The organism is Dongia sp. agr-C8 (genome assembly GCF_054658695.1).
Genome location: NZ_BAAGHZ010000004.1, coordinates 475,747 through 488,275, shown reverse-complemented (window position 1 = coordinate 488,275; position 12,529 = coordinate 475,747). Strand labels below are relative to the sequence as shown.

12 protein-coding genes are annotated in these 12,529 nt (G+C 67.4%); 6 read left to right on the top strand and 6 right to left on the bottom strand.

The window, feature by feature from the left end; translation table 11 throughout:
- Positions 1 to 45 precede the first annotated feature (45 nt).
- Together tpiA and ACYQ4T_RS22560 are read right to left on the bottom strand one after the other, a co-directional pair.
- Positions 46 to 792 (bottom strand): triose-phosphate isomerase, encoded by a 747-nt coding sequence (gene tpiA / locus ACYQ4T_RS22565; RefSeq protein ID WP_459858853.1) that lies wholly within the window; start codon positions 790 to 792, stop codon positions 46 to 48.
- A gap of 23 nt (positions 793 to 815) precedes the next feature.
- Complete coding sequence (locus ACYQ4T_RS22560; protein ID WP_459858852.1) at positions 816 to 1,229, bottom strand: MAPEG family protein; 414 nt, start codon at positions 1,227 to 1,229, stop codon at positions 816 to 818.
- Positions 1,230 to 1,387: 158 nt separating this feature from the next.
- Between ACYQ4T_RS22560 and ACYQ4T_RS22555 the strand changes: the two genes are divergently transcribed.
- From ACYQ4T_RS22555 to ACYQ4T_RS22545, 3 genes are all read left to right on the top strand, one after another.
- The gene (locus ACYQ4T_RS22555) at positions 1,388 to 3,262 is read left to right on the top strand and encodes a peptidylprolyl isomerase (protein ID WP_459858851.1); all 1,875 of its coding nucleotides are present in this window, start codon (positions 1,388 to 1,390) and stop codon (positions 3,260 to 3,262) included.
- A 15-nt stretch (positions 3,263 to 3,277) separates the two neighbouring features.
- Complete coding sequence (gene trpE, locus ACYQ4T_RS22550) at positions 3,278 to 4,792, top strand: anthranilate synthase component I (protein WP_459858850.1); 1,515 nt, start codon at positions 3,278 to 3,280, stop codon at positions 4,790 to 4,792.
- 142 nt (positions 4,793 to 4,934) lie between these two features.
- Positions 4,935 to 5,636 carry a hypothetical protein gene (locus ACYQ4T_RS22545; RefSeq protein WP_459858849.1) on the top strand — a complete coding sequence of 234 codons (702 nt, stop codon included), beginning with the start codon at positions 4,935 to 4,937 and terminating at the stop codon, positions 5,634 to 5,636.
- Here the strand turns inward: ACYQ4T_RS22545 and ACYQ4T_RS22540 are convergent.
- The 4 genes from ACYQ4T_RS22540 to ACYQ4T_RS22525 form a co-directional block, all read right to left on the bottom strand.
- A complete protein-coding gene (locus ACYQ4T_RS22540) occupies positions 5,633 to 6,181 on the bottom strand; it encodes a PAS domain-containing protein (RefSeq protein ID WP_459858848.1) in 549 nt (182 codons plus the stop codon). The two genes, ACYQ4T_RS22545 and ACYQ4T_RS22540, sit on opposite strands and share 4 nt — an antisense overlap.
- Before the next feature lie 76 nt (positions 6,182 to 6,257).
- A complete protein-coding gene (locus ACYQ4T_RS22535; protein WP_459858847.1) occupies positions 6,258 to 6,680 on the bottom strand; it encodes a hypothetical protein in 423 nt (140 codons plus the stop codon).
- On the bottom strand, positions 6,677 to 7,855 hold the full coding sequence (locus ACYQ4T_RS22530; RefSeq protein WP_459858846.1) for a divergent polysaccharide deacetylase family protein: 1,179 nt from the start codon (positions 7,853 to 7,855) through the stop codon (positions 6,677 to 6,679). The genes ACYQ4T_RS22535 and ACYQ4T_RS22530 overlap by 4 nt, the downstream gene beginning before the upstream one ends.
- Complete coding sequence (locus tag ACYQ4T_RS22525) at positions 7,856 to 9,742, bottom strand: hypothetical protein (RefSeq protein WP_459858845.1); 1,887 nt, start codon at positions 9,740 to 9,742, stop codon at positions 7,856 to 7,858. It lies immediately after the preceding gene.
- 136 nt (positions 9,743 to 9,878) lie between these two features.
- On the opposite strand from ACYQ4T_RS22525, the gene ACYQ4T_RS22520 reads away from it, so the two are divergent.
- From ACYQ4T_RS22520 to trpC, 3 genes are read left to right on the top strand one after another with little or no spacing between them, the layout of a single operon-like run.
- Positions 9,879 to 10,478: an anthranilate synthase component II gene (locus ACYQ4T_RS22520; protein WP_459858844.1), complete on the top strand. Its 600-nt coding sequence runs from the start codon at positions 9,879 to 9,881 to the stop codon at positions 10,476 to 10,478.
- A 2-nt stretch (positions 10,479 to 10,480) separates the two neighbouring features.
- A complete protein-coding gene (gene trpD, locus ACYQ4T_RS22515) occupies positions 10,481 to 11,563 on the top strand; it encodes an anthranilate phosphoribosyltransferase (protein WP_459858843.1) in 1,083 nt (360 codons plus the stop codon).
- The gene (trpC, locus tag ACYQ4T_RS22510; RefSeq protein WP_459858842.1) at positions 11,560 to 12,384 is read left to right on the top strand and encodes an indole-3-glycerol phosphate synthase TrpC; all 825 of its coding nucleotides are present in this window, start codon (positions 11,560 to 11,562) and stop codon (positions 12,382 to 12,384) included. Before trpD ends, trpC begins: the two co-directional genes overlap by 4 nt.
- Positions 12,385 to 12,529 lie beyond the last annotated feature (145 nt).

The window sequence follows — 12,529 nt, the reverse complement described above, 5'->3', positions numbered from 1 at the left end:
ATACGGGGGAGGGCCGGGATGGGGGTACGATTCACCTCGACACGGCTAGGTACACGCCGCGGCGATCCCCAGGAAGTCCGCCGCCTTCAGGCTGGCGCCGCCGACCAGGGCGCCGTTGACCTCCGGCACCGCCATGAGCTCGGCTGCGTTCGAGGGTTTCACCGAGCCGCCATAGAGGATCCGCACCCCCTGCCCGTCCTTCAGGCTGGAAATCAGCAGCTTGCGGATATGGGCATGCACCACTTCGACATCGCCGGCGGTCGGCGTCTTGCCGGTACCGATCGCCCAGACAGGCTCATAGGCCACCACCAGGTTGGCCGGGGTCGAGCCTTGCGGGATCGAATTGACGATCTGGGATTCGACCACTCTCAGGGTCTCGCCGGCGACGCGCTGGCTGTCGGTCTCGCCGACGCAGACGATGGCGACGAGACCGACTGCCTGGGCCGCCTTGGCCTTGGCGGCGACCTCGGCGCTGCTCTCGCCGTGATCGCTGCGCCGCTCGGAATGGCCGAGGATCACATGCGTGGCGCCGCAATCCTTCAGCATCATCGGGGCGACATCGCCGGTATGGGCGCCGTTTTCCTGCGGCGCGCAATCCTGCGCCCCCAGGGCGATGGTGCTGCCGGTCAGGAATTCATGGGCATGAATCAGGTAGGGAAACGGCGGGCAGACCAGCAGGTCGGCGTTGAGCCCGGCACTCGCGGCCTTCAGCTCCGCGATCAGCTGCGCCGCCATGGCGCGGCTGCCGTTCATCTTCCAGTTCCCCGCCACCAGATGCCGCAGCTTGGCCATTCCTCACTCCCCTCGATGCGTCGTCAGACGCCCATTACCAGTCCCATGCGGAAAAGCCCATAGCCCGTGAGGACCAGCAGCAGAATGAGGGCGAACATAGCCAGGATGAACCCAGGCTGGCGCCGCGGCGGCGCGCTCCAATAGCCCAAGACATAGACGATCCGGCCGAACAGCCAGACGATGCCGAGGATCGCCGCCGGCAGCGGTTCATAGAAGACGGCGCACATCCAGAGCGCCGCCAGGAACGGCACCAGGTATTCCAGGGTATTGGCATGGATCCGCGTGGCGAGGTCGAAATCCGGATGCCCGGCGGCGGCTGGCGCCATGACCTTGTGCCGCCCCCGCAGGATTGCCGTGTGCATGGCGAGGCTGAGGTAGAAGACCAAAGTGACCAGGGTTATCCACCCGATCCAGATCAGTCCCGGCGTAATCTTCATGGTTCCTCCCAAGCTTTTCGGGCGCCCTGATCCGGCCGCCCGGCTGGACAACCATCTGGTGGTGCGCCGGGTTGCGGTCAAAAGGGTGCATCCCTATGATGCGGCCCGATTTCCGGCCTTCTGCCGGGGTTCTTTAATGTGATGGACCTGACCTTCTTATGCTGACTTCGATCCGAAGCAAGAGCACCGGCCTCGTCGCCAAGATTCTGTTCGGCCTCCTGATTGTGGCCTTCGCCCTCTGGGGGATCGGCGACATCTTCCGGGGTGACCAGGCGCAGAAGCCGGTCGCCACCATCGGCAGCATCAAGTATTCGCAGAACGAATTCCGCCGCGACCTGAAACAGGCGATGGACCGCTTTGCCGCCCAGATGCAGGGTGTCACCTTCACCGCGCAGCAATTCGCCCAGTTCGGCGGCGTGGCCCAGGTCGTTGCCGGCGCCGTCAACCGCAACTCGCTGAAGGTCTTCGCCCAGGAGCATGGCCTCGGCGTCAGCCAGGCGACCGCGGTGGCCGAGATCCAAGCCGACCCGCAGTTCCAGAACGAGCAGCGCCAGTTCGACCGCAACCGCTTCCTGGTGTCCCTGGATCGCCTTGGCCTGAGCGAGGCCGGCTATGTCAGCGAGGTGCAGGCCGATCTCATCAACCAGGCGCTCTACCGCGCGGCGCTTTCCGGCATCGCCGTGCCGCAGACCGTCGCCGAGCAGATCTATCTCAGCCAGGCCGAAGAGCGCACCGCCGACGTGCTGGAGATTCCGGCCACCGCGATGACCGACATCGCGATGCCGGACGACGCGGCGCTCGAGCAGTATCGCAAGGATCACGCCGACCGCTACAAGGCGCCGGAATACCGCGCCGCCACGGTGCTCACGGTCTCGCCCGAGGACCTGATTGCCGACATCGCCGTCGGCGACGACGAGATCGCCGCGGAATACGAGGCGCAGAAGGCCAACTTCTCGACCCCCGACATCCGCGAAGTCGAGCAGGTCGTAGTCCAGGACCAGGCCCAGGCCGACAAAGTCGAAGAAGCGGTCAAGGGCGGCACCGCCTTCGCCGATGCCGTGAAACAGGTCACCGGCGGCGCGCCGGTGGTGCTCGGCAAGCTGCAGAAGCAAGGCCTGCCGCAGGAGATCGCCGAGCCGGTCTTCGCGCTGGCGGCCGGCGCCGTCTCCGAACCGCTGAAGAGTCCCTTCGGCATCCACATCGTGCATGTGATCTCGTCCGAGCCCGCGACCACCAAGACGCTCGACGAGGTGAAGGACCAGCTGAAGCACAACATCGCGCTCGCCAAGGCAACCGAATCCCTGGATTCGATCATCAAGCAGCTCGACGATACCCTGGCCGGCGGCGCCACGCTCGAGGAGACCGGCACCAAGCTGAAGATGAAGGTCACCAAGGTCGCCGCGGTCGATTCCACCGGCAAGGACGACAAGGGCGCCGAGACCGGCCTGAAGCCCGATGTGGTGCGGCTGATCTTCAGCACCGATTCCGGCAACCAGAGCTCGGTGACGCCGTTCGACGACGGCTCCTATGCCGTGGTGCAGACCACCGCCACCACGCCGCCGGCCGACAAGCCGATGGACCAGGTGAAGGAACAGCTCACCGCCGACTGGATGACCGACAAGCAGCACGAAGCCGCCGACGCCAAGGCCAAGGAGATCGCCGAGAAGGCCAAGACCGGCGACCTCGCGGCGGAAGCGACCGCGCTCGGCCTCACGGTCAAGAAGTCCGCTTCCTTCACCCGCGGCAAGGGTGATCCGGAGAACGGCATCAGCCAGGGCCTCGCCGCCAGCCTCTTTGCCGTGAAGCTCGGCGAGACCGCGGTCGGCGAGGGCAAGGACGGTCCGGTCGTCGCCAAGGTCACCGCGATCACGCCGCCGGACCCGAAGGCGCATCCCGACGACGTCGCGACCCTGACCCAGGGCATCAGCAACCAGATCCGCGGCGACCTCGCCGCGCAGTTCAGCGAGGCCTTGCGGCAGGAGATCAAGCCGCAGGTCAACGAGGACGTGATCAACTCCCTAATCTCTGAATAGGGATCTCGGAATAGCATGCGCACCGAGCCGGCTTTCGACGATTTCGCCGCGCGCTATTCCAGCGGCCGGCCGCAACTCGTCTGGACAAAACGCGTCGCCGATCTCGAGACTCCGATCTCGGCGATGCTGAAGCTCGCCGACGGGCGCGCCAATGCCTTCCTGCTGGAATCGGTCGAGGGCGGCGCAGTGCGCGGCCGCTATTCGATCATCGGCCTGAAACCCGACGTGATCTGGCGCTGCCGCGGCGACAAGGCCGAGATCAACCGCAACGCCCGTTCCGATCCCGATGCCTTCACGGCCGAGGAGAAGCCGTCGCTCGACAGTCTCCGCGCGCTGATCGGCGAAAGCCGCATCGAGGTGCCGCAGGGCCTGCCGCCGATGGCCTCCGGCGTCTTCGGCTATATGGGCTATGACATGGTGCGGCTGGTCGAGAACCTGCCGCAGCAGAATCCCGACAAGCTCGGCGTGCCGGACAGCATCTTCCTCAGGCCGACGGTTATCGCGATCTTCGACAATGTCGAGGACATCGTGATCATCGTAACCCCGGTCTGGCCGCGGATCGGCCTCTCCGCGCGCGCCGCCTACAACCAGGCGGTCGAGCGGATCGGCGACGTGGTCAACGACCTCGACCGGAGTCTCCCGCAGCAGCGCAGCGACATCGACCCGCGGCTGGAGCTCCCCGCGCCCAGCTCCAATATGACGCCCGACGAATACAAGGGCATGGTGGACAAGGCCAAGGAATACATCCTGGCCGGCGACATCTTCCAGGTGGTGCTGTCGCAGCGCTTCAGCCTGCCCTTCAGCCTGCCGCCTTTCGCGCTCTATCGGTCGCTACGTCGGCTCAACCCCTCGCCCTTCCTCTACTTCCTGGATTTCGGCGGCTTCTCGATCATCGGTTCCTCGCCGGAGATCCTGGTGCGCCTGCGCGACGACACGGTCACCATCCGACCGATCGCCGGCACGCGGCCCCGCGGGAAGACGCCGGAAGAGGATCGCGCCCTCGCCGCCGATCTCCTCGCCGACCAGAAGGAGCTCGCCGAGCATCTGATGCTGCTCGACCTTGGGCGCAACGATGTGGGTCGCGTGGCGCGGATCGGCTCGGTCAAGGTCACCGAGCGCAACATCATCGAATACTATTCCCACGTCATGCACATCGTCTCCAACGTCGATGGCAAGATCGACCCGCAATACGACGCGATGAACGCGCTGATGGCGGGCTTCCCCGCCGGCACCGTCTCCGGCGCGCCCAAGGTCCGCGCCATGGAGATCATCGAGGAGCTGGAGCCGGAGAAGCGCGGCATCTACGGCGGCGCCATCGGCTATTTCGCCGCCAACGGCGCCATGGACACCTGCATCGTGCTCCGCACCGCGGTGGTGAAAGACCAGGTCATGTATGTCCAGGCCGGCGCCGGGATCGTGGCTGACTCCGTGCCCGAGAGCGAACACCAGGAATGCCAGCACAAGGCCCGCGCGCTGATCCGCGCCGCCGAAGAAGCCGTGCGCTTCGCCCAGGGCGGGGCGAACCGGTAACGGCGCCGCCGGCGAGGAATTCTGTCGGATTAGAGCTGCGATCCCCGGCTGCTAACCTTAAAGCCATTTGCACCGGCGGTGGCCGATCCGTTAGCTTGCTGTCACAGGCCGGGATGGGTCCGGGCCGAATTTGGGGGACGGCATGAATCGGATCTTCGGAACGGGCGGGCTGCGCGCCGTCGCAGTCGCCGCGCTGACTTTCGCGACCTTGCTGGTTGCGGCACCGATGCCGAGCTTGGCGGCGAGCTACACCCTGGCTTTCACCGGCACCGTCACCGCCACCGTCAACGACCCCAGCGGATCGCCCGGTGGTGTGTTCCAGGCACTCGGCCTTGCGGCCGGCGACACCGTGTCGGGCACACTGACCATCGACAATCTGAATGAGAACGTGAGCAACGTCCTTCCCAAGGCCGTCTATTTCAATCAGTCCGCGACGTCTTTCACCTTCCATCTGGAACACCCTGGAACCCTCAACCTGGACTACGCCAATTCCGGGGCTGGCTTCGTCATCACCGATGGCGCTCCGGGAGCCGTCAGCAGCATCGGCTTCGGCCTCGGCAACGCCGTCTCCAACTTGGCGCTCGCCTTTCGGACCGACGTCACCGGCGGCCCGCTGATGAGCCTCGCCGGTCTGCCGAACACGCCGGAGGGGCTGATTGCGCTGCTCGGCGGCGCTTCGCCGCTCGCGTTCGGGGTGTTCACGCTCAACGATTATGGCGCGGTTCATTTCGACATCGCCCTTGTCGCCACCACGCCGATCCCGGCGGCGCTGCCGCTGTTCGCCTCGGCGCTCGGCGGCCTCGGCTTCCTGCGCTGGCGCCGGCGGCGCGCGGCTGCCGCCTAGACCCGCTCGGTCGGCGCGGCGGGTCGCATCAGGCAGAAGTCGATGCGGTCGCAGTGGCCGGGGCTGGTGCAGACCGGCGGGCGGCCGCTCTCCAGCAGGTGGGCGCAATTGAAGTCGATGGCCACCGCCAGGGCGGTCACCGCGTTGTCCTTGCCGCTCAAGGGCACCACCAGGCGGTCATATTCGACATAGCGGTTGCCGCTCACCACCACGCTGTGGCTGCAGAAGACCGGCCGCTGCTCGGTCACGGCGGTTTCATATTCCTGCCGGATCGCCGCTCGTGCCTCGCCGAACGGCGCCTGATCGAGGGTCGTGCCGGTCAGGTTGACGCCGAAGCGGCTGTCGACCTCGGTTCCGGCCAGGCGGCAGGTGAACACATAGCGCTGCGGTTCCGGCGCGGCGGCGACGTCGACCAGCAGCAGTTGCGGCAGGATCGGCTTCAGCTCGAGGGGGTCGAGATCGGCCCGCGCCGGCATCGCCCGCGCCCCGCGCTTGGCATGCCACCAATCGAGGAGAATCCGTGTCGCCGGGTTTGCTGCGGTCATCCCGATCCTGTGCCCGGTCTTCAGCGGACCCCGCTTTGACTCAAGTCAAAGACAGATCGGAAAAAGCGATTCCCGCTCAACCCTGCTCGGCCTTGGCCTTCTCCGCCAGGAAGCGCTCGTAGGGCGCTTTGCAGGTGGCCAGGATATGCGCGGTCACGGTCGCCGTGCCGCTGTCGAAGCGGCGCGCGACGGCGCGTTCGAAGGCGCGCAGTTCGGGAGCGGTCATGCCGTTGCCGCGCGCGGCCTGGTCGAGCACATCGCGCTCGGTCGGGGTCGTGACCTCATACACCGCGCGGTAGGCGCATTGCACGTAGTCGTTCACCACGTCGTCCGGCATGTCTTTCTTGGTGAACTTCTGCTTCGTCAGCCAGTCCTCATAGCCCGAGTACTGCCCCGGCGTCGCCGGCAGGCCTTCGGGCTGCACCGGCTCGGCCGAGGCCGGCGACGCCGCCAGCCAGGCACCGATCAAGGCGAAGCGGATCATCCACTGCTTGCTCATCCCGTCACCCCGTTCCGTTTTTTCGCCACCGCGCTGATCGGCACCAGCACAAAGCCCTTGGCCTCGGCTTCCGGGATCCACTGCCGCAGCGCCTCGACCGTGTCGCGGTGCGGATGGCCGATCGCGATGGCGACGCCGTGCTTCCGCGCAATCGCCTCGGTGCGCGCGAGTTCCTTCATGATGTCGGCTTCGTCGATCACGTCGTCGAGGAAGACGTCGCGCTGCAGATGGGTGACGCCGAGTTCGGCCGCGAGGGCATCGCCGACCGAATTGGCGATGGTGCGGGAATCAAGGAACAGCAGCCCGCGCGCCTTCAACTGCTCCAGCACCACGCGCATGCCCGGCGCATTCTGGGTGAACTTGCTGCCCATGTGGTTGTTGATGCCGACATAGCCCGGGAACTGCGCGAGGCCCCAGTCGAGCCGCTTGGCGATCTCAGCGGCATCGAGGTTGACCAGCAGCGCGTTTGGGCCGGGATCGGCATCGCGGTTGATCGGCTCCATCGGCACATGGACCATGATCTCATGCCCGGCCCGATGCGCCTCCGCCGCGATCTTCGCCGCATTGGCCGCATAGGTCATGATCGAGAGCGTGACCTGCCCCGGCAGGCCGAGCGCCCCCGGCACGTCGCCCGGCGTCGCCCCCACGTCGTCCAGCACGATCGCGATCATCGGCCGGTTGCCCGGATCGACGGAGGCGACGGCGTTCTTCAGCCAGGCCGGCTCGGCCGCGGGACTTGGCTCGGCCGGCAGCGGCGTCGGCTCCAGATTCGGCGCAGGCGCCGGCAGCGGTTCCATCGCCTGCGGCTCGACCGCTTGCGGAACCGGCCGGTTGTCGACGACCGCGGGCGGCGTGGGTTCGGGAATCCCCTCTTCGGCCGGCGCGGGCTCGGTGCGCTCGACATAGGCCGGCGGCACGGGGGGCGGCGTTTCCGCGACCGGCGCCGGTGCGACTTGCGTGACTTGGCTGTGGACCGGCGCCCGCTTCCCATCGAGCCAGGTGAGGCCGACGCCGATGCTCAGGCCGACGGCAAGTCCGATGCCGATGCCGATCACGAAGACCGAGGAATGCGGCGGGCGCCAGCCGAGCAGCTTGCCGAGGCGCTTCATCGGCAGCTTGCGCCAAGCCGCAACGCGGCGCGCCCAGGGGGATTTTTTCGAGCGGCGCCGCGCCATCTAATGTTCCTCGTCGATCTCTGTCGCGGTCGTCGTCACCAGGCCCAGCAGCTGCGCATTGGCGATGACGCCGAGCATGCCGATCAGCGCCGCCAGCACCAGGATCGCCGCCGAGGTCTGCCCGGTCGCGATCAGCCAGAGCCCGGGCACGGTGAAGACGAGCGCCAGCAGATAGCCGAATTTCTCGCGCCGCCGGGTGTCGCGGCACAGGCGCAGCAGATCCATGACGAGCCGCGGGTCCTCACGCGATGTCGCCGCCGCCCAGTCGCCGGCCACGGCGGGCGCCGCGTCGCCGGCCACCTTCATCCCCATCAGCAGCCGCGGCCCGACCGGCGCATCCGGCACCGGGTCGCCGCGATGCTGCACGATCACAGGCTTCAGGCCGAGCGTGCTCCACTCGGTCGCCATGGCTTTCCTCGCCAGCGTATCGTCCTCCACAAAGCGCAGGTTGAGATAGCGCGCGATCTCTCCGCCGCCTTCCGCGCCGCGCCGATCCAGCAGCGCACCGGTCAGGCCGAATCGTTTGGCATTCTTGCACATCTCCGAGGCGCCGGGCTTCAGCCGCTCCCCGCCGATGATGACGCCGATCAGCACCGGCGCCGGGGTCACTTGCGCCACCCAGAGCGCCCTGCGACCAGCGGTGAGGCTCTCGCGCTCCTGGGCCTCCAGCAGCGAGATGCGGATGCCCTGCTCCGCCACCCAGTCGCGGGTGCCGGCGATCAGCCCCTGCCCGCCCTGGGTCAGCGCCCGGATGCCGTATCCGGTTTCCAGGATCTCGTCGGTCCATTCCGCCAGCGGCGCCAGGCGCAGCTTGCGCGCAACCGCATAGCGCAGCAGGGCGCGCGCCCAGACCCCATGGCTCGATTGCGCGATGGTGGCGGCGGCCGCCACCAGCTCGACCGCCTCGACATCGATCGCCGGATGGATGGCGACGATCTCCATCTCCGGCTTGGTCACCACGCCACCGCGGCCGCAGACCAGCGCGGAGATGTCCGCCAGCGCGTCGATCACCGCCGTGCCGTTCAAGACCCAGCCGAGCTTGCGCGCCCGGCGCACCACCTTGGCATGGATCATCGGCCGCACCAGGCCAAGGGCCGCCGGCGTCGCCACTGCCAGCACCAGGAGACCTAGTGCCAGCTGCGCCGACGGCAGCGCCGTGCCGATGGTCGACAGCGCGACCGCGAGCACCACCAGGCCGATGAAGATCAGCAGTGCCTTGGCATGAATCATTCTCGGAAACAAAGGGGCCGCGGTGAAGCCCGGCGTGGTCGCCGGCGCCTCGACCATGGGATCGATGGTGAGTCGGCCGTCGCCGTTGCGCGCGCCCCGATGCACGATATCGCCGGCACCGCGCAGACTCCCCAGGGGCGAGCCGCCGACCGAGCCGTCATCGACCTCCGACCGGCCGCCGATCACGAAACCGTCGAATGGGATCGACGCGCCGGGCTCGACATGGACCGCGGCGACCGCCGGGCTCGGCGGCGCTTGCGGCTTGCGGCCCGGCCCGGCCAGCAGGCGCCGGCCCCAGACTGCGCCGGCGACGATCCCGTCGGCCAGAACCAGGGCCGCAAGCCCGGATTCCAGATGCCAGAAATCGTCGCGGTTGATGCCCAGCATCAGCCCCGCCACCAGCCCGGCATCGGCACCCAAGGCGAGCAGGAAGCGGCCGGAGACCCGCACGTTCAGGATGTCGGTCAGCGCGTCGGTTTGCACCCTTTTGCCGAAGCCGAGACAGACCAGGACGGAAACGGCGGCGATCAGCCAATAGTGCCGCCGGAGCTCCGGCCAGAGGTCGAGCCCGGTCCCGGGTGCGGCTGCGGACAGAACCAGGCCGGCCAGCGCCAGGAAGCCCAGCAGCGCCCCCGTGACGCCGATCGCCTGGGTCACCTGGGGGTTCTTGGCCCAGGAAGAGGGCGTCCGGGACGTACTTCCCGGCGCCGCCGCTTCTGGACGCGGCTTGCTTCCCTCCTCCAACATCGCCTGCTAAACTTCTCGCCCGATTGCTGAATTGGCCTCTTTAACGATGTTCATCCTAATCGACAACTACGACAGCTTCACCTACAACCTGTTCCACTATCTGGGGGAACTGGGCGCCAGGCTCGAAGTCCATCGCAACGACAAGATCACCGTCGATGAGGTGATGGCCAAGCATCCGCAAGGCATCATTCTTTCGCCCGGCCCCTGCACGCCCGACACCGCCGGCATCTGCCTCGACCTCATCAAGCGCGCGTCCGCGGCCAAGGTGCCGCTGTTCGGCGTCTGCCTCGGCCACCAGGCGATCGGCCAGGTGTTCGGCGGCAAGGTGATTCGCGCGCCGAAGCCGATGCACGGCAAGCTCTCGAAGGTGCACCACACCGGCAAGGGCGTGTTCCGCGACGTGCCGAACGATTTCAATGCGACGCGCTATCACTCGCTGACCGTCGAGCCCGAAACCTTCCCGGCGGAACTGGAGATCACCGCGCAGAGCGACGACGGCGTGATCCAGGGCCTGCAGCACAAGACCCTGCCGATCTTCGGCGTCCAGTTCCACCCGGAGAGCATCGCCTCCGAGCACGGCCACAAGATCCTCGCCAACTTCCTGCAGGACTGCGGCACCAATCTCCGCATGGACAAGGTGGCGTAACGATGAACGCGGCCCCGCCTTTGGCTAACGTCGTCCCTGCGCCGACTTCCGTCGACTTCAAGAGCATCCTTGGGATCGTTGCCCAAGGTAAGGCTCTGACCCAGTCCCAGGCCGAAACCGCCTTCGGCGCAATCATGGCCGGCGAAGTGACGCCGGCGCAGATCGGTGCCTTCCTGATGGCCCTGCGAGTCCGCGGCGAGACCGTCGAGGAAATGACCGCGGCGGTGAAGGTGATGCGCGAAAAGATGACGCGCATTTCCGGCCCGGCCAATGCGATCGATGTCTGCGGCACCGGCGGCGATCATGCCGGCACGCTCAACATCTCGACCCCGGTCGCGCTCATCTGCGCCGCCTGCGATGTCACCGTCGCCAAGCACGGCAACCGTGCGGCCTCCTCGAAGAGCGGCGCCGCCGACGTGCTGGCCGCCCTCGGCGTCAATATCGAGGCCGACATGGCGGTGCTCGAGCGCGCGCTCGCCGAGATCGGCACCTGCTTCCTCTGGGCGCAGAAGCATCACAGCGCCATGCGCCATGTCGGCCCCACCCGCGCCGAGCTCGGCACCCGCACGATCTTCAACCTGATGGGCCCGATGTCCAACCCGGCCGGGGTCAAGCGCCAGCTGCTCGGCGTCTTCTCCGGTGACTGGCTGGAGCCTATGGCGGAGGTCCTGCGCAACCTCGGCACCGAACATGCCTGGCTGGTCCATGGCAGCGACGGCCTCGACGAGATCACCACCACCGGCCCGACCCGGGTGGTCGAACTCCGCCATGGCGCGATCCGCAGCTTCACCCTCGCGCCGGAGGATTTCGGCATCGCCCGCTCGGACGGCGCGGCGCTCAAGGGCGGCGATGCCGCCTCCAACGCCCAGGCGATCCGCGGCCTGTTCGAAGGCGTCCAAGGACCCTATCGCGACATCGTGCTGCTGAACACTGCGGCCGCACTGGTGATTGCCGAGCGCGCCTCCGACATGCCGGCCGGCATCCAGCTAGCCGCCGACGCCCTCGACCGCGGCAAGGCGAAAGCGACGCTCGCCGCGCTCGTCCGCGTCACCAATTCGAGCCCCAAGGAATCGGGTCGGGCATGAGCGACGTCCTGGCGAAGATCTGCGCCGATAAGCGCGAGCATATCGCCGCGCGCAAACGCGCCGTCTCCCCGTCGGAGATCATCGCTTCGGCCGAGGGCCGCAACCGCATCGACCCGCCGCGCGGCTTCGCCAAGCGTCTGGAGCAGGTGGTGGATTCCGGCAAGTTCGGCCTGATTGCCGAAATCAAGCGCGCCTCGCCGTCGAAGGGCCTGATCCGCGCCGATTTCGATCCGCCGGCTTTGGCGCGCGCCTACCGGGACGGCGGTGCGACCTGCATCAGCGTGCTGACCGACTTTCCTTATTTCCAGGGCGAGGACGGCTTCCTCACCGCGGTGCGTTCGACCGTCGATCTGCCGCTGCTGCGCAAGGACTTCATGCTGGAACCCTACCAGATCTATGAATCCCGCGCGCTCGGCGCCGACTGCATCCTGCTCATCATGGCGGCGCTGGAAGATGCCCAGGCCGCCGAGCTGGCCGCGCTGGCCGACGACCTCGGCCTCGACGTCCTGGTCGAGGTGCATGACGCCGCCGAGCTCGACCGCGCGCTGCAGCTCGACGTGAAGCTCTTCGGCATCAACAACCGCAATCTCAAGACCCTCACCGTCGATCTCGCGGTGACGGAGCAGTTGGCGCCGCGCGTCCCCCGCGACCGCATCCTGGTCGCCGAGAGCGGACTCAACGTCACCGCCGATCTCGAACGCATGCACCGCGTCGGCGCCTCGGTCTTCCTGGTCGGCGAAAGCCTGATGCGCCAGCCCGACGTCACCGCCGCCACCCGCACGCTGCTGGGTACGCGTGCGCCGCAGCTGGCTGTTGCTTAGTCGGTTGGCCGTGAGGGTCACTCTACCGTCAACCCCCACCACCGTCCGCGAAGGCGGACATTCGTCCGCTGTCCGCCCCCATCTTGGGGGCGGGGGCAGGATTGAACCGTCACTTGCTACAGCTTTTTCTGAGAGTCCCCTCCCC